Annotated in this window: 15 protein-coding genes; 9 read left to right on the top strand and 6 right to left on the bottom strand. The window is 40.2% G+C overall.

Features of this window, described 5'->3' with window-relative positions; genetic code table 11:
- Positions 1-2: 2 nt before the first annotated feature.
- The 9 genes from FTU22_RS11055 (at position 3) to FTU22_RS11015 (ending at position 11,326) form a co-directional block, all read left to right on the top strand.
- Positions 3-845 (top strand): RNA methyltransferase, encoded by an 843-nt coding sequence (locus FTU22_RS11055; protein WP_180039995.1) that lies wholly within the window; start codon positions 3-5, stop codon positions 843-845.
- Positions 838-1,647, top strand: coding sequence for a serine O-acetyltransferase (gene cysE, locus FTU22_RS11050; RefSeq protein WP_111883774.1), 810 nt, complete (start codon positions 838-840; stop codon positions 1,645-1,647). The genes FTU22_RS11055 and cysE overlap by 8 nt, the downstream gene beginning before the upstream one ends.
- A gap of 106 nt (positions 1,648-1,753) precedes the next feature.
- Complete coding sequence (locus tag FTU22_RS11045; RefSeq protein WP_078193555.1) at positions 1,754-2,668, top strand: ABUW_2363 family tetratricopeptide repeat lipoprotein; 915 nt, start codon at positions 1,754-1,756, stop codon at positions 2,666-2,668.
- Positions 2,669-2,796: 128 nt separating this feature from the next.
- Positions 2,797-4,803, top strand: coding sequence for a triacylglycerol lipase (locus FTU22_RS11040; RefSeq protein WP_180094456.1), 2,007 nt, complete (start codon positions 2,797-2,799; stop codon positions 4,801-4,803).
- Positions 4,804-5,711: 908 nt separating this feature from the next.
- Positions 5,712-5,810 carry a hypothetical protein gene (locus FTU22_RS16340; RefSeq protein ID WP_257222568.1) on the top strand — a complete coding sequence of 33 codons (99 nt, stop codon included), beginning with the start codon at positions 5,712-5,714 and terminating at the stop codon, positions 5,808-5,810.
- A 518-nt stretch (positions 5,811-6,328) separates the two neighbouring features.
- Positions 6,329-8,959: a DNA mismatch repair protein MutS gene (gene mutS / locus FTU22_RS11030; RefSeq protein WP_180094454.1), complete on the top strand. Its 2,631-nt coding sequence runs from the start codon at positions 6,329-6,331 to the stop codon at positions 8,957-8,959.
- A gap of 385 nt (positions 8,960-9,344) precedes the next feature.
- The gene (gene fdxA, locus FTU22_RS11025) at positions 9,345-9,668 is read left to right on the top strand and encodes a ferredoxin FdxA (protein WP_004651686.1); all 324 of its coding nucleotides are present in this window, start codon (positions 9,345-9,347) and stop codon (positions 9,666-9,668) included.
- Positions 9,669-9,806: 138 nt separating this feature from the next.
- Complete coding sequence (locus FTU22_RS11020) at positions 9,807-10,529, top strand: D-Ala-D-Ala carboxypeptidase family metallohydrolase (protein ID WP_111883778.1); 723 nt, start codon at positions 9,807-9,809, stop codon at positions 10,527-10,529.
- Between the two features lie 131 nt (positions 10,530-10,660).
- Entirely contained in the window at positions 10,661-11,326 is a 666-nt protein-coding gene (locus tag FTU22_RS11015; RefSeq protein ID WP_180010142.1) for an O-methyltransferase, read from the top strand.
- A 209-nt stretch (positions 11,327-11,535) separates the two neighbouring features.
- Here FTU22_RS11015 and FTU22_RS11010 read toward each other — a convergent pair whose 3' ends face one another.
- From FTU22_RS11010 to FTU22_RS10985, 6 genes are all read right to left on the bottom strand, one after another.
- Positions 11,536-12,378 (bottom strand): universal stress protein, encoded by an 843-nt coding sequence (locus tag FTU22_RS11010; RefSeq protein ID WP_078193559.1) that lies wholly within the window; start codon positions 12,376-12,378, stop codon positions 11,536-11,538.
- 130 nt (positions 12,379-12,508) lie between these two features.
- Positions 12,509-13,126 carry a DapH/DapD/GlmU-related protein gene (locus tag FTU22_RS11005; RefSeq protein ID WP_180094452.1) on the bottom strand — a complete coding sequence of 206 codons (618 nt, stop codon included), beginning with the start codon at positions 13,124-13,126 and terminating at the stop codon, positions 12,509-12,511.
- On the bottom strand, positions 13,119-13,718 hold the full coding sequence (locus FTU22_RS11000) for a YigZ family protein (RefSeq protein WP_180094450.1): 600 nt from the start codon (positions 13,716-13,718) through the stop codon (positions 13,119-13,121). The genes FTU22_RS11005 and FTU22_RS11000 overlap by 8 nt, the downstream gene beginning before the upstream one ends.
- Positions 13,719-13,820: 102 nt before the next feature.
- Positions 13,821-15,011 carry an HlyD family type I secretion periplasmic adaptor subunit gene (locus FTU22_RS10995; RefSeq protein ID WP_180094448.1) on the bottom strand — a complete coding sequence of 397 codons (1,191 nt, stop codon included), beginning with the start codon at positions 15,009-15,011 and terminating at the stop codon, positions 13,821-13,823.
- A gap of 3 nt (positions 15,012-15,014) precedes the next feature.
- Positions 15,015-17,141: a type I secretion system permease/ATPase gene (locus tag FTU22_RS10990; RefSeq protein WP_180023828.1), complete on the bottom strand. Its 2,127-nt coding sequence runs from the start codon at positions 17,139-17,141 to the stop codon at positions 15,015-15,017.
- The gene (locus tag FTU22_RS10985; RefSeq protein WP_373886589.1) at positions 17,138-18,532 is read right to left on the bottom strand and encodes a TolC family protein; all 1,395 of its coding nucleotides are present in this window, start codon (positions 18,530-18,532) and stop codon (positions 17,138-17,140) included. The genes FTU22_RS10990 and FTU22_RS10985 overlap by 4 nt, the downstream gene beginning before the upstream one ends.
- Positions 18,533-18,633: the final 101 nt, after the last annotated feature.

Genomic DNA, 18,633 nt, shown 5'->3' with positions numbered 1-18,633 from the left:
TCATGAATCAAACTGACAATGCTGCGGTTTCAGCACATCTCTCTCATGTGCGTATTGTCATGGTGAACACAACATTACCCGCAAATATTGGTAGTGCATTACGTGCCATGAAAACCATGGGACTTTCAAAGTTAGTCTTAGTTGCACCGAAGACTTACCCGCATCCGGACATTAATGCCTTAGCTGCCGGTGCTGTCGATTTAATTGATCAAATTGAAATCGTTGAATCATTAGAAGAAGCTATTAAAGATTGTCATATTGTCTTTGGTACTAGTGCGCGTAGTCGTACCATCCCATGGCCATTACTCGACGCTCGCCCTGCTGCCGAAATGTCTCTCAAAGCGGTCTGTGAACAACAGCAAGAAATTGCCGTGGTGTTTGGCCGTGAAGACCGTGGTTTGACCAATGAAGAATTGGCAATGGCCAATTATCACGTCACTATTCCAGTAAATACTGAATATGGCGTCTTAAACGTTGCCCAAGCGATTCAAGTCATTTGCTATGAAATGCGCATGGCCGCCCTTGCACATACTGAGTTAACTGCAAATCCTGATGCCAATATGCATGTTACCGATGACATCGATATGGAATGGGACGAACCTTTGGTGACCCATGAAATGATGGAACAGTTCTACCCGCATATTGAAAAAATGCTGGCAGAGATTGAATTTATGGATCCAAAAAATCCAAGATTATTACCTTTACGCTTGCGTCGCCTATTTGGACGTATACAATTAGATCGTATGGAATACCACTTATTACGTGGCATCTTTAGCCGAGTACAGGCATTAAATAACGGAACATGGAAAAAATCTACAGACAATGAGGATCAATCTAATGCTTAAGCAGCTCAAAGAAGATATACAGGCTGTATTCGCGCGCGATCCTGCTGCACGAAATACACTCGAAGTCTTAACGACTTATCCAGGAATTCATGCCTTAATCATGCATCGTATGGCACATGAACTTTGGAAAAAAGAGTGTAAAGGCTCAGCTCGTCTATTGTCTTCTTTTAGCCGCTTTGCCACAGGCATTGAGATTCATCCGGGTGCGAAAATCGGTCGTCGTTTCTTTATTGACCACGGTATGGGTGTGGTGATTGGTGAAACAGCTGAAATTGGTGATGATGTCACCCTCTACCATGGTGTGACCTTAGGTGGCACGACTTGGAACAAAGGCAAACGTCACCCAACTTTGGAAGATGGTGTAGTGGTTGGCGCTGGTGCAAAGATCTTGGGCCCATTTACGGTGGGTAAAAATGCCAAAGTCGGTTCAAATGCCGTCGTGACTAAAGAAGTTCCTGCAAATACTACTGCTGTGGGCAATCCAGCACGCTTCATCACCAAAGATAAACCAAAAGATGAAGCGGAAACACGTCGTCGCGACTATGCAGAAAGTATTGGTTTCCAGCCTTATGCTGCAACCCAAGACCAAACTGACCCGATGTTAGAAGGTATGCGTGTATTGTTAGATCGTATTCAGCACAATGAAAAACGTATGAATAATTTGTGTCAGCGTTTGTCTCTCCTTGACCCAACGTTCAAAAAGCAACAGCTTAATGAACAACCTTTTAGTCAGGAAGAACTTAAAATCATTGAAGATGTGCGCCGCGAATGCGAAGCGCAAAGTTCACAATCTAAAGCTTAACCAAAAGCAATCAGAATAAGTTGCCTTTAACTTGCATGTTGTTCAGAGTTTTTTTAGACTGACCAACATGCTTTTTTTTATAAAATAAATTTAATGGATGAATAATATGACGCTTAAGCCCTTGGCAGTTGCTTGTATTGCTTTAACCCTTGCCGCTTGTGGAAGCGCCCCAACTAAAAATAATGCTCCTAAAGATGCCATGATTTTTGTAGAGCCTGAACTGACTCCACCTTTCTACGCACTCAATCCATTTAACTACGATGCACCACCTCCTTTTGAATTAAATTTACAAAAAGCTGCAGCACAGCCTGTGACTAAGATGGTGGTAACTAGCCCAACCGACCCATCTAAGCAATTAACTCTTGAAGAAAACCGCCTGATTATCCCCACTGTTGACAGCAAAGAACGTTCGATGAAATTTGCTGCTTTAGCAGGTGACAATGAAATCGACATTACTGAAATTGATGATTTCTTACAGCTTGTTGAAGGTAAAGCACGTCACTATCCACCACGTTTTGTTCAACGCCAAGAACGCAAAGGGTTTGAGCTTAAACTCAAGGAAGTTACGCAAAAATTAGATACGCTTGCGTCTAAAGACAATGCTTCTTTTGATATTTTAGTTCGTGCATTTAAAGCCAGTGTGATGGCACGTAACCTTGATTTGGGTTCTGTGTATACAACTAAATCATTAACTTACGCACAACGTATTTTAAAAATCAACCAAGATGATGCAGAAGCAAACTTCTGGTTCGGTTTTGGTTTATCTGAAGGTGGTGGTCAACGTGAAGCGATTCCATACTTAGACAAAGCAATGAAAGCCGGTGTTCAAGAAGCGTATCTTTCTGCAGCAAATAACTATATTGCCATGGAACAAAAAAAGAACGCCATTCAGGTTTTAAAGAACTATAAAGTTAAATATCCACAAGAAGCAGAAGTTGCTGATCGTTTAATTCAAGAAATTGAAAAGCAAGGTCGCTGGAATGTTTGGCAAGTTTTAAATCCACCAAAAGCTGCGTCTTAAATCAGACGATTTAGAAAATTCTTTTGAAAAAAGACCGTTTTAACGGTCTTTTTTCATTTAAGGTGAATTGAAAATCCTGACAATTATCGTATGATTTGAAAATACTTAACCTTATGCGCGGCCTCTTTATGCAGCAAAATATTAAAAAAATACTGCTCCTTGGAATCATAAGTACAAGCGTACTGAGTGGATGTCAGGTCGTCAGTGTCAAAAATCAAAAACTCAATGTTTCGATTGCCAATGAACGTGAAAGTATTATTTCTCGAAACAAACTTAGCGAAGCCAGTTTAAATGTCTTGTCGATGACAGGTCGGGAAGCCAAAGCCTGCACAGAAGACCCGAAAGCCTGTGTTGATGAGTTACAACAAATTCCTCAGATTCAAGATGAACAATTACTTTCTACAGCAAGTGAATTATATTTAGCTAAAGCTATAGAATATGAATCTTCTTCAGCCTGCAAGTTAGGTGTGCTCAGTAGTCACAAATCTGAAGAAAAACAAAAAATTGAACAAGACACTTATAATAAGTGCTTAGATCAACAATTGATACTTCTCGATAAAAGTATTCGCTATAGCTATGCGTACATGTTTAAAACCAAACGTGCGCCTGCTGATCGTATTTTTGATAACCGCCAAGTTCAAATCCGAGATTTCTATAATCAAGGGATTGCCAAACTGGTTAGTAGCTACGCGCTACGTTATAAACCGCAAGAAGTCACACAACAGATCAAAGTCGGACAAACCACCTATCACATTGACTTCAGCCACTACCCAGAACTCAAAAATCGTAAAATTGAACAATTGATGTCAACCTATAACCTCAACTTCTCAGGTTTACGTTCAATTACCCGCCGAGATGGTTTTGGCTCCGAATTTCTTGTAGTTTTACCCGAAGAACATACGATTGAAACAGGCAAAGCAAAATATATTATCAACCCGATTGATTTTAAATATCCGTCTGGTTCAAATCCTAATATCCATCAAGCGCGCTATTTAGCTGCAACCTTAACGGCTGAACCACTAAGCGCTACAACTACAGTTGATCAAATTTTGAATCAACATGAGTTTCAAATTAAAGCTTACGACCCGTATAAGTATGAACAGGTCAATATTGCCAATAAAAACTATGCGCTTGCTGCCAATTTTTCTGCTCCATATGGTCTTTGGTTAGCACAAAATAACTTGGGTAAGGCAGCTTATTTATCACTGATTGACCGAGATGAAAAGCTGACGATGCCGCATCTCTACATGCTTGAACCATATAATCCTGACAAGAAAGTTATCGTCTTGGTACATGGTCTTGCTAGCAGCCCTGAAGCATGGATTCGTCTGACTAACGATATTATGGGCGATTCAGTGCTACGTGAACATTATCAAGTATGGCAAGTCTTCTATTCAACTAATATGCCGATTATTGAAAGCCGCTTCCAAATTTATTCCATTTTGACTCAGACCTTTAGCAAAGTAGACGCCAATGCCGCAGCTAAAAAAGATGCTGTTCTAGTCGGTCATAGTATGGGCGGCATTATTGCACGACTACTGGTCAGCCAAGCCGATACCACACAAGCAGCTTTGAAAATGATGAATTCACGTCAATTAAATCAGTACCGAAATATTCCAGTCGTGAAGCAGCGTATGGTGATTGATGATATTCCTAATTTCAGCCGCGCAATTTTTTTAGCTGCACCTCATCGCGGTACAGAATATGCAGATCGCTGGTTTACCAAAGCCGCTCGAAAAATTATTAAACTCCCAGGAGCTTTTTTATCGGCCATGGGTGATGTGTTAACTCAAGAAGAAGACCTGAAAGATTTATTTCGTGAAATTGACCATGGCTTGATCCAAAATGGACCAAGTGACTTAAGTCATCAATCAAAATTTATCGCGCTCACTGAAGATATTCAGCCGCGTAAGGGTTTGAAGTTTCATTCAATTATGGGAAATAACACCAACAGTCAAGATAAAAATATTATGACGGATGATATCGTACCATACACTAGTGCTCATCTAGAGGGTGCTGTTTCAGAAAAAATCATTAAAGGGGGTCATTCGATTCAAGAAACCCCTGAAGCTGTACTCGAACTACGCCGTATATTACGTTTGCATTTGATTGAACTTGGCCTCTATAAACCATAAGGCAATACAGCATTTAAATCGATCTACATATTTTAAAACCGATCTCAGGATCGGTTTTTTTATTTCTGCATTTACTTGAATATGCCATTATTCAGGTAGTTACTATATAAGCTTTTTTTTTTAATCATTTTAAAACTCAAAGGCACTCGTTGAACTTTACATAAACCTTATATTGGAAATAAATTATTGTAAAATAAAGACAAAATATTGTGCGCTTTTCCTAATTATTTTATGCGCATATCGAATTATGAAATTTTAAGGCTTTAAGTCACTTCTTCTGTGAAATTAAGGGTCTAATCATAACAATATTAAATAAAGTATATTTTACGTCAAGTATATAATCCATTTATCAACCGCTCTACCGTGATGAAGTGGCGAAAGAATTTCGTTTTCGCGGAATTATTATTTTTCTCCTGTATGCCCTGTCATGTACGGGGATTTATCAAGTGATTCCATAACGCAGTTTTGTAGATTCCTCTGTATATTTGGGTAGTGTTTATCATTCTGATTGCATGGGATTTATCTTTTGTTCCGCATTAAACCCTTATTTTAATGTTTATACTTGTCTAGGCTCGATGTGCGCTGTTGCGATCATATTTACTATGATTTGTAATGATCACAATGATGGCTATTACATGCAGCCATGAACTATGCCGTGGTCATCATCTATGCCTTTGTAGGTATGCGTTTTTATATTGCCATGGTTGCTGGTTGGTAGAACATGACCCACTTACTGGGCTAGCAAACCGTCGTCCGCTATAAGGAGCTTTAGAACAGCAATGGCGTTATGCCCTACGCCATCAACAGCCTTTAAGCATCATGGTGATCGATATCGAATTTTTGAAAATTAAAATGATCATTTAGGTCATCAGGCGGGTGACATCTGCCTGACCCAAATTGCAGAGGTTTTGTCTCAAATCACTAATCGAAATGGTGAGTTAGCTGCACACTATGGCAGCGAAGAGTTTTTACTCCTCTTTAGGGTGTTAACTGAAGCTGAAAATTGAACCTTTGGCAGCCGATTTATTAGGCAGAATTTAATCACTCGAACTTCCACATCCAGCCAGCCATATGTCTAAATTTGTGACGATTAGCATCGGTACGGAAACGATCATTCCATCCAAATCTTATCAAATTCAGAAATTTATATAGGCTGCCGATCGTGCACTTTACCTTGCAAAAGGTAGCGGTCGCAACCAATATCGATTAGCTCAGGCTGAAGCGCAGCTTGATGTTTGAGTCAGTTTATCGCTTTGTTAATTTATCCATTGTTGAATTTACACACAGACTTTTTAGCGTTTATAAATAATATTTTGACTGCTTTTTTTACATGCAGACAAACCTTTTCTGGCATTTTCCTACCACTTTTTTTGCTAGAATCAGCAACACGATTTGTTAACATGCACCTGTAATTTTGAATGAAGAGACAATATAAATATAAGGACTTTTTCTAAATTCAATTTCCATCAAAACAGTGTTATTCGTTTAGCAGCGCACAAATTTTTATTTTAAGGTATTTCGTTTCATGCAAGCTGATAATTCCAAAGTTGACCTTTCAACCCTGACCCCGATGATGCAACAGTACATGTCAGTCAAAATGCAAAATCCGCATTCACTGATGTTTTATCGGATGGGTGATTTTTACGAGCTCTTTTTTGAAGATGCGCATAAGGCAGCAAAACTTTTAGGAATTACACTAACACATCGTGGTAAAGCCAATGGTGAGCCTATTCCTATGGCGGGTGTCCCGTACCATGCAGCTGAAGGCTATTTAGCCCGCCTTGTAAAAAAAGGTGAAACGGTGGTGATCTGCGAGCAAATTGGTGAAGTGACAGGCAAAGGGCCGGTTGAGCGCGGAATTGTCCGTATCATTACCCCGGGGACATTAACGGACGATGCACTGATTGCCTCCCATCAAAGTTCAAATTTAGTCGCGATCTGCTTACAACAAAATCAGATCGGGATTGCTTTACTAGACCTCAGTGCAGGTATTTTCAAAGTTCAGCAAATGGAGTATCAGCTGGAACAATTAGCAATCGAACTTTCACGTTTAATGCCGAGCGAAATTTTGATTGATGAAGATCTTATTGATCCGAATATTGTCGAACAAATTAAACGTCAATTAGACTGCCCTGTCACTAAACGTCCAAACGTCGACTTCAATTTAAATAACGCACAAAAAACTCTGTGTGACCAATTTGCAGTAGCCACACTTTCAGGTTTTGGTATTGACCATTTGCCTTTGGCGAAAGCTGCCGCAGCGGCTTTGATTCACTATGCAAAAGTGACTCAAAAAACTGCTTTACCCCATATTCGCAGCATTCAACTCGAACAAAGTAGTGATTTCGTGGCGCTCGATCCCGTCACTCGTCGTAACTTAGAACTGATTGATCCTTTATTTGAACATGGCACTTCCCTGTTCCAACTGATCAATGATTGCCAAACTGCGATGGGTGGCCGTCTATTAAGTCGTACCTTAATGCAGCCTTTACGAGATACCGCTTTATTGGATGCACGTTTAGATGCATCACAAGCGATGCTGCAAGGCTATCATGAGTCTCCGATCCGCTTAGTTCTCAAAGAAATTGGTGATATTGAACGTGTGCTATCTCGTGTAGCTCTCGGCAGTGCACGTCCACGAGACCTAGTTCAGTTACGTCAAACTTGTGCACAAATTCCCTATCTTCGACATGCACTTGAACCGATCATTCAGTCACACCAATCTAAGCTGATCGCTCAGTTAAATGATGAAATGGGTGATTTTCACGGCTTACATGAGCGTCTCATGTCTGCCATCGTAGAAAACCCGCCAGTGCTTTTACGTGATGGAAATGTGATTGCCGAGGGTTTCGACACTGAACTTGATGAACTGCGTAAAATTCGTGACCATGCAGGACAATTCCTCATTGATCTCGAAATCAAAGAGCGTGAACAAACCGGAATTTCAACCTTAAAAATTGGCTATAACCGTGTCAGTGGCTACTATATTGAACTCACTCGAGCGCAGGCTGAGCAAGCACCTGATCATTATATTCGCCGCCAAACCCTAAAAAATGCGGAACGCTACATTACCCCTGAGTTGAAATCTTTTGAAGATAAGGTGCTTTCGAGTGAGTCACGTGCATTAGCGCGCGAAAAAATGCTCTTTGAGCTATTACTTGATGAGTTACGTGCAGATATTGGCAACTTACAAATGATGAGCGCCGCTATAGCGCAAATTGATTTACTGGCTAATTTTGCCCATCAAGCTCGATTACGAAATTGGTCACGTCCTGAATATAGCCCTGAAGTTGGGATCAAAATCAAAGCCGGACGTCACCCAGTTGTGGAATCTCTGAGCAAATCAGCATTTACTCCAAATGATACTAGTTTGGACTTTAATCACCGCATGGCGATTATCACAGGGCCAAATATGGGCGGTAAATCGACCTTTATGCGCCAAACTGCCTTAATCAGCTTATTGGCCTACTGTGGTAGCTTTGTCCCTGCCCAATCTGCCATTTTAGGGCCTATCGACCGGATATTTACCCGTATTGGATCTGCCGACGACTTGTCTACAGGCAAATCAACCTTCATGGTGGAAATGACTGAAACCTCTCAAATTCTTCATCATGCAACCAATCAATCACTGGTACTGATGGATGAAGTCGGACGTGGTACGAGTACCTATGATGGCTTATCTTTGGCGTGGGCATGTGTGCTCGATCTCACGCGTCGCATTAAATGTTTATGCCTATTCGCAACCCATTATTTTGAGCTCACCGAGTTAGGCAAAGACGCTAATATCGATAACTATCATGTGACTGCTCGTGAGCTAAATGGCAACCTGATCTTACTGCATAAAGTTCAACAAGGCCCGGCGAGTCAAAGTCATGGTCTACAGGTGGCAAAGCTTGCAGGTATTCCTGCGGCAGTGATCAAAGAAGCACAAAATCGCCTTCGCATTTTAGAAACTCAGCAAAAGCAGCAACTCAATACGGCTGCACAAACCGATTTATTCTCTGCACTAGCAGAGCCAGAAGTCATCGAACGCGTGGTTGAAGTTGAAAAAACATCGCCCGTACTTGATGCCTTAGCAGATTTAGATGTCGATAACTTAAGTCCACGTGAAGCACTACAACAACTTTACGCCTTGAAAGATTTACTTAAGATCTAATTAAGCAGAAACGATAGATAAGAAACGCAAAGAGCACCTATAAAGGTGTTCTTTGCATTGACACCATTCAAACGCGTAAATTAGTGAATGTTTGCTATCTACCACTGCGGCTATTCAGCAATAAATTGATAAAAAATTAATGTTCTAAAATGTTTCATGCTTAAAATACACATTAAAAATATTGTTCGATAAACAGATGTAATTTAATCAGTTTTTGAGTATGATTCTCATTCATTGTGAAATTTACATAAATTGTTCAGTTTTTAGTGATTTTAACAGCACTGCATATAATAATTATCAATAAAAGGAATTGTTAGTTACCCTATTTTTTGCCTAAAATACACCATTAGTTTATTAGAACCATATTTTTTAGGTAGCTGTCGCCATGACCTTTGTTGTCACTGAAAACTGTATTAAATGTAAATATCAAGACTGCGTAGAAGTTTGCCCTGTTGACTGTTTCTATGAAGGTCCAAACTTCCTTGTTATTAATCCAGATGAATGTATCGACTGTGCGCTATGTGAACCTGAGTGTCCAGCTAACGCGATTTTCTCTGAAGATGAGTTACCTGAAGGTCAAGAAGTATTTATCGAACTTAATACTGAACTTTCTCAAAAATGGCCGAACATCACTCAAATTGGTGATCAACCTGCCGACCGTGAAGAGTGGAACGGTAAAGCTGATAAATTACAATATCTTGAAAAGTAATTTTACGCTTTCATGAAAAGATCAGCACATGCTGATCTTTTTTTATACTTAAAGCACACATTTCATTGCAAATTATTCAAATTTTCTCAATCAAATTGGATTAAAATAGAACGAGTTTATAAATAATTGATTTCTATAATGAAGCATTTACTCAAGGGATTATTGTCCGTTGCAATATTCCCTCTTGTTTTCATTGGTTGTACAACTACACCACAAAAACAAGGTCACACTATTACAACTCCCGACGGTAAACGTATTTACATACCTCAAGAAAAAGTGACGACCCTCAGACAAGCCCCGCCTAAAGTGGTGCCTTATGCATACAACTCATGGGTCGCGTCTGTTGATAATTTACGTCGCGTTCGAGACTATGAAGTCTTTTTAGAGAAAAATGGTGTAGGCAATATCATTCCATCATTTGAGCTGATGCGTACTGCACGTGATTGGCAAAAATGTGGTCGCTCAGAATATATGGTGCCTAACCGTGAATTATGGCAAAACCAAATTGCAACCTTACGTGTCTTTAAATATTTAGTAGCTGCAAATATCTTAACGGACTTTGAAGTGACTTCGGTTTATCGTGATTTGCCTTTGAACCAATGTGCCGGTGGTGCAAGTTCATCTCGTCACCTATATAACTCGGCGATTGATTTCCGTATTGGACCTGCGTACCCGCAGCCCGAAGACTACAGTTATATTGAAAATACCAAGTTCCGTTTATGCCAATTTTGGTCACAACACGGGCAGAGTCTCAATATGGGATTAGGTTTATATGCCAGCGGACAAATTCATATTGATACTCAAGGCTACCGTACTTGGGGGCCTGATCACTCAAGTCGCTCATCAATGTGTAATTACTAAAACATTACATCGTCATATCAAGACCTCTTCGGAGGTCTTTTTTGTACATAAAATATTCAAATATAGAACAATAAATTGCGATGTTGGTGGAAAGGTTTAAAATGCTTGCATCAATCACGAGGTGCGACAACATGCAACAAATGTGGACAGACATTGATGCTTACATCGATTCACATTTAATTCCTGAAGATCCAATATTGACCCAAACACTTCAACATACGGATGAACGTGGCTTTCCTGATCATCTTGCTGTAGCGGCTAATCAAGGCATGCTGCTTCAAATGTTAATCCAAATGAACAAGTGTAAACGCGTTTTAGAACTTGGAACTTTTGCAGCCTATAGCACCATGTGGTTAGCACGTGCATTACCTGAAGATGGTTACATTCTGACCATTGAAGGTCGTGATACACATGCTGCCCTCGGTCAAGAAAATATTGATAATGCAAAGCTTGCACAAACGATAGAACTGAAATGTGGTCGTGCGGCAGATATTTTACGTGCCCTTCCTGACGACACAGAAGCTTTTGACTTTATTTTTGTCGATGCAGACAAACAGAGCTACCCTGAATATTTAGAATTAAGTTTAAATTTATCTCATTCAGGTACAGTGATTGTTTTAGACAATGTGATTCGTGCAGGCGAGATTCTGAACGCTGAAAACCATAAACCAAGCATTGAAGGTATTCGTGATATGTTCAAAGCTATGCAAAATCATCCGAAAATTTTATCTTGCACAGCACTTCAAACTGTTGGTTGCAAAGGTCATGACGGTTTTGCAATTGCAATCGTTAAATAATCTCAATCGAGGTGTTTTTTAAACACCTCGAATAAAGGTATAAAAAACAATCAATATAATATTTTATTATAAAAACAATTACTTACAAATACTACACACAGAGTTATCCACAATTTTTGAGGATAACTCTGATTATTTTTAAATCAACAACTTATTATTTATTTACTCGTAATTGTCCGTCTATTAAATCAACTGTTCGTTTGCTCAACTTATTTTACAACCAACAATGGAACACTGGAATTTCTGAAAATACTGGTGGTGATACTGCCCAAGAAGAACTGATGGATTTTACTGTGGCTAAAAGCGCCAAGTACGATTAACTGAATACCATGCTCTTGTTGATAGTCCAGAATATTTTCCGAAACATCGCCATAACGGTATTCTGTCACCACATCGAGACCGGCATTGGTTAAATAATTTTTTGGATCATCCAAGATTTGTGGGTGATCTCCAACATAAACCAAATGACATTGTAAGAGTTTGAGTAGATCACTTTGTGCCACACGTTTCATTAACTCAACGCATTTAGGCGAATATTCATAGGCAAAAATAAAGCGAGTCGGTGGTTTAAACGTTGGTCCTACGGTCATAACTGTACAACTTGCACCACGAATAAAGTTTTCAACATTACTACCCAGCGGCTTATTACGCTCTGCTGAACGTTCACCAACGCGACCAATTAAAACAATATCGTCATCTTGCAAAATATTAAAACTTTGCTCTAAGAAGTCACCCTTTTCCTGAATATGGGTGGTTTGAATCCCATGCTTATCTTGGATCATTTCAGAAATGTGTTTGAGCAAGTTATTACTATAATCTAACGCTAAATCACTTTGTTTTTGTTCTAACTCCGCGAGTTCTTTTAAGAGCATGGCATTACTTTCAAATCCAATCACGCCACTGATTTCACCTAAGTGATAACTTGCCGGATAGTAATCAAGTATTTGCAGTAAAACCAACTCACGGTGAGTTTGTTTAGCAACCCAAGCAGCAGCATCAGCTAGTGCATTAATGCATGGAGAAGAGTCGATACAGGCGATAACTCGTTTCATGATTAGCCCTCGTTTTATTATTGCTTGGCTATAAAATGTTGTTTGTTATTTTTAACTTATCACAACTCTGTTTCACTGTGCATGCATTTGTGTAAGCATAAAAAATATTTATGAAGTATTTGGCGATTATTTATTCACGATATCGAATGAATTTTGCAGGATTTCCCGCAATGATTGCACGCGCTTCAACATTTTTCGTCACCATACTGTTCATGCCGACTACAGCCTGCTCAGCAATGTGAATACCATCCTTGATTCCAACATGCGCACCTAACCAAACATCATGCTCTATCTCAATCCCTTGTGAACGTACAGCTTGTTGATAGATCGGTTGATTGACATCCATTCCATGATCAAAAGCGTATAAATGGCAATATGCCGCCATACGAACTTGATCATGAATTTTGATGCCCACTCGCCCACCATCTAAAATACAGTGATGATTGATCGCCACTTCATTGCCTATTTCTATTGGGCCATGCAAAGTGCAATCCGCCGCAATAAAGCTGTTATCTCCAATAACAATCTTACGTCCCGGTTCGGCAAAAATATGAGCCAATGGCGATATAAAACTATTTTCACCAATTTCCACAGTTTCCATCGATTTGAGATAGTCTTGATATTCCTGTTGCCAAGCTTCAGCCCAACCACGATTTTTCGGTTTGAGTGACCAATACAACCAAGGCATATAATTCAGACGATGCTTATGTTGCTCTCGATATTTCAATAATGGATCTATTTCATTCATCTTCAGCAGCCTCTACGATATACAGTTGTTCACGTCCGCGAGTTACATCTTGAATCTTTAACTGTAGCGGTTGGATTTGATGAATTTGCAATGCTGCAAGTACATTTACGCCCTGCGCTGTATATTCTTCCTGAAATTCAATTTGCTGCTGATTGAGTTCGTATTGGAAAATTGCCCATTCATTAAACTGACAACTAAATTGCACTTTTTTCTTCTCAATTAGTTCAATTTTTTCAGCTTGTAAAAGGCATTGACCTGCACAGCCACCATAGGCACGTACCAATCCCCCTGTCCCGAGCTTAATTCCGCCATACCAACGATTAACCAAGACCAACACGTTGGTTAGGTCATTCCCTTCTATGGTTGCTAGAATGGGCCGACCTGCTGTGCCTGAAGGCTCACCATCATCATTAAAACGTACGGTATGTCCAATTTTCCATGCCCAACACTGATGTGTTGTTGAGATATCTTTATGGGCTTCGAGAAATTCTTTAACGGCTTGTTCATTTTCCACAGGAACTGCGATGGCTTGAAAACGACTTTTTTTAATGTCTTCTTCATATTCAAACTGTGCGGCGAGTGTAAATGGCATAACGTCTTTAGATCCTGTATCAAAGGATATTATAGCGTTTTTTGAAAGACTTACATCCACAAAAAAGCCCCCAATGCTGGAGGCTTGATTGGCACTGCGCTATTAACGTTCGCGAAGTGCTTCTTTTGCTTTATTGAATGGCTTGATTAAGTACTCAAGTACAGTTTTCGAGCCGGTACGGATATCAACTGTCGCCACCATACCCGGAGTGATACTAAAACTTTTACCTTCTTTATTGCTTAATTTATCACTATCTGTACGGATATAAACACGATAATAGAACTGATCTTGTTTCACTTCATCACGTAAAGTATCTGGTGAAATGACGGTCACTTTACCTTTTAGACCACCATAGATCGAATAGTCATATGCCGTAATTTTCACTAAGGCTTCTTGACCCGGACGAATAAAAGCAATATCTCGCGGTGAAATACGTGCTTCTACCAGAAGCTGTTCATCCAAAGGTACAATAGTCATCAATTTACCATTTTGCGGAATCACACCGCCCAATGTCATCACATCAATCTCTTTGACCACACCACGAACTGGAGATTTAAACACGGTACGGCTGAGTGTATCTGATTTGCCTTTCACCACTTGTTGCTGCGATTCAATATCAGTATTGGCTTTCGACAATTCTTCCCGTGATTTCACCAAATATTGGTTACGGACATCATTTAACTGATTTTGTAAGTCATTCGCTGAACGCTTTAAACGAAGTACTTCAACTTCACTTGCTGCCCCTTTAGCAACGAGCGGCTCAGTCATGGCCAATTCTTGTTGAACTAACACCAATGCCTGTTTTAAGCCGGCAACAGATTCTTCCAAGTTTGCACGACGTGAATGATATAAAGCTGTTTCTTCCTTCACTAAAGCTGGAATCTTTTGAACATCTTCAGGAAAGGTTAATGGTGTACCATTCACTTCTGCACGTAAACGTGCTGCTGTCGCACGTGATGCCACAAGTAAAGACTCGGTTTCACCAACATTTGATGCGAAGCGTGTTGGATCGAGTTGCGCAAGGACTTGACCTTGTTCAACAATTTGACCTTCCTTCACATTCAACTTGGTTAAAATACCTCCCTCAAGCGACTGAACAATTTGTTCTTTCGAAGATGGAATCACTTTACCTGTCCCTGTAGAGACTTCTTCTAATTTAAACAACCAAGCCCAAACTAAAAGGATTACCAGACCAATCGTAATAATCCAAATGATTAAACTCGATTTCGGTAATGGTGGCTCTTTAAAGCTGACTTTGGTCGAGCGTTGTATTTCTTGTTTATTTTCACTCATGATTTAAGCCCCAGCTACTTTTTTCTGAGCATTCTGATTCAGAATTTGATCACGAGGCCCATCCATGACAATTTTACCTTCATTCACCACAATAATGCGGTCAACCAACTCAAGTACCGCACGGCGATGTGTTGCTACCACCATAGTTCGGTTTTGTAAATAACCTTTTAAATGATCGATCAACTGCTTCTCAGATACGTCATCAATCGCTGCTGTAGGTTCATCAAGCAATAGAATATTGGGTTGACGAATCAATAAGCGTGCAAGCAGCAAGGCTTGGCGTTGACCGCCAGAGAAGCCTACACCACCTTCTAAAATGATATGGTCTAACCCTTCTTTTTTCTCTTGAACAAAGTGAATTGCACCCGTAATTTTCAGTACTTCAATCAATTGTTCATCCGTAGCCAACGGAGCACCCAAGGTCAAGTTTTCACGAATCGTACCGTAGAATAACTGTGCATTTTGGTTCAATAGCCCCATATCACGACGCACATCTGCGGGGTCGATTAAAGACAGTTCAATCCCATCTAATTTAACTTTGCCTTGTACTGGCGTTTGCATACCCGATAACAATTGGAGTAGCGTCGACTTACCAGCACCGTTACGGCCCAAAATTGCGATTTTTTCTCCAGCCTTAATTTCCAGTTTTGGAATTAAAAGACTTGGACGTGGATCATCTTCACCATACTTAAATGACACACCATTGAGTTCATAATGACCATTAATTGATGGTCGATGAATAAGGTGAGAATAATCCGGTTGATCGACAGGTTTCTTCATGAGCTCATCAAGACCGGCTTTCGCCACTTTTGCCTGTTGTAAACGACCTAATACCCCTGCCAGTGCAGAAATCGGTGCTAACATTCGTGAAGACAAAATCGAACAAGCCACCAAAGCACCTGTGGTCATTTCACCTTTCATCACAGCAAAACAGCCGACAAGTACAACGATTGCAAACGTTAGACCCTGAATTTTTTGCGTCCATGCCGACATTAAGCCGACGATTTTACGTTGACGCATGCTGACATCAGCAGACACTTCATTCATGTGGTTCCATTGGTTTTGGAAGCGTGATTCCGCACGAAGTAATTTGATATCTTCCATGCCTTGCACAGATTCGACCAATAATGCATTACGAATCGAAGACTCGCGCATACCCATTTGTGCAAGTTTAGCCAATGGTTTTTGCGCCAAAATCCCTGGAATAATCATCAAAGGAACAACCAACAGCATGACCCAAAATAGATTGCCGCCAATTAACCAGAAGATGAACAGGAACAAGAAGAAAAACGGTAAATCGGCAATTGCGGTAACAGTCGTCGAAGTGACCATTTCGCGTACCCCTTCTAATTCACGAATTTGTGAAATAAAAGTACCCGTTGATTTTGAGCGTTCGCTATTTTTAATTCTTAATGCATGACCAAACACACGATCTGAAATTTTCAAATCGGCACGTTTACCAATAATATCCGACAAATAAATTCGTGAAACGCGTAATGCAAACTCAAATATCGCCGCAATTAACACCCCACCCGCGAGTACCCATAAGGTCGGCACAGATTGAGATGGAATGACGCGGTCGTACACGTTCATTGAGAACAAAATAGTGGCTAGGGCCAAAATATTCGCCATTAATGAAGCAAACATAATGTCTATATAACGTTTCCAGTCTTTTAAAACAATCGACCAGAACCAATTTTTTTCAAACGGCTTGATGTATTCATCAACACGTGCATCGGGTACAGATGACTCTGGACGCAGAATATAAATATTGCGAACGCCATGGCTCAATCGTTCAATAGAGAAGACTTGAGATAGGCCTTCATCTCCGCTCAATTGGACACTGGCATTACCGTCTACGTCGATGCGTTCTACCACACCCACTTCACCACTGATGAACTCGACCAATACAGGTAAGCGCCATGGATTAAGTAGATTTATGTCGTATTTGTTTTTACGAACACTTAATCCAATTTGGCGTGCCATCACTGCGACCAGTTCATCGGCATTTTTGTGTTGATCCCAATCCAACTGCAACCGTATACGTTCTTCAGAGGGTTCAATTCGATAATGCTTTGCAATATTCATAACCGCTTGTAGCCACGGTTGATAATTTATTGTATTACTCATGGCTGAACTTCAAACCCCTGAATAGATATATTATTAAGTTCATAAATATTTCGTGAACGTCCTGTCACTTGGATGTACTGCGCAAGTGCTGAGTAGATATCATATTGTGATGTCACAATTTCTTGTGCGGCACTATGTATGGCTTGCTCTGCATTCAGTAGATCGACAACCGTTCGAGTTCCTAATTTATATTGTTCTTGATACAGTTCTTTAGTTCTTACAGTTGTTTCACGACGCTGCACCAATATCGACATTTGACGCTTTTTATTTTCGATTTGTTCTCGAATCATTCGGACTTGATCAATCACATCCAAATAGACTGTATTTACTTGTGCTTTTGCTGCTTCTTCTGCATAGCTAGCGGCACGTGTTTGCGCTGCAATTGCCCCACCTTGGTAAAAATTACTGGTGGCTTCCAACATGATTGAATTATATAAACCATCATCTTCATCATTATTTGGATTACGGCCATTCACCGCCTGACTCAGACTGCCTTTGACATTGAGGGTTGGATAAGCACTTAATTTTGACTGTTGCTTTTGCAATTTGGCAATTTCAACCCCAGCCTGTGCTTTCATCATGCTCGGAATCATCTTGAAGTCCGGATCCTCATATAAAGCTGCTGCAGTTAAGATCCGATCAGGTATCACCCAATTGATCTGACTTACATCAAAACCTAACAAGGTACGAAGTCGCTGTTGGTACTGTCGAAGTTGAGTTTCTTGCACAATTAAATTTGATTCCGCAGCTTCTAAATTTGACTTGGCTTGAATAGGGTCTGCTTGACTACTGATCCCTGCGGTTGCACGTAAATTAGCAATCTCAGCAATCCGACTCACACCGGCAATTTGCTGCTGCGCAATTTTAGCCACTTCTTGATATCGTTTAATGTTGATAATTGCATTTGCAACATCAAAAGAAACTTCATCTAAATTTACAAGTACATTAGCCTGCTCTTGTAACATTTTTGCTTCTTCGATACCGACAGCACTTTTGGTTTTACCAAAGTCATATAACATCTGCGTCGCATTTAAAGACACTAACTGACGTCCACGCTCGCCTTTTGTCAGATCTGCGGTACTTAATCCACCTGAAATTTGGGGATAATATGCAGCATTCGCAAGGTCAATATTGGCGTTTTGCGATGCAACTGTAGCAATACTTTGCGTAATTTCTGGACGTCTTTGGACGGCGATATGTATCGCATCAATAAAACTTAGATTCTTCGCTACTGTGTTTGGATTATAGCTGCCTTGTTGCGTTCGACCATAAGCAACGGCTGGCATTTCTTGTACACGTGAGGTATCTAAATTATATTTACTGAGTTCTGTGATGTTAATTTTTTTGGCAGAAGGTTTAGGCTTATTAGGGGCTTTGTTGCACAAACCTATCTGTAAAGGCTTTTTCAGCGATATAATTTTCAAATGAAGAAGCCTACACACAAAATCTACCGCACAACCAATTGGCCCGCATATAACCGAGCACTCATGAG

Origin of the sequence: Acinetobacter sp. YH12076, from assembly GCF_013419525.1 — a bacterium.
Taxonomy (GTDB): domain Bacteria; phylum Pseudomonadota; class Gammaproteobacteria; order Pseudomonadales; family Moraxellaceae; genus Acinetobacter; species Acinetobacter amyesii.
Note: the sequence above shows the minus strand (reverse complement) of the source record. Positions and strands in the feature narration are given on the sequence as shown.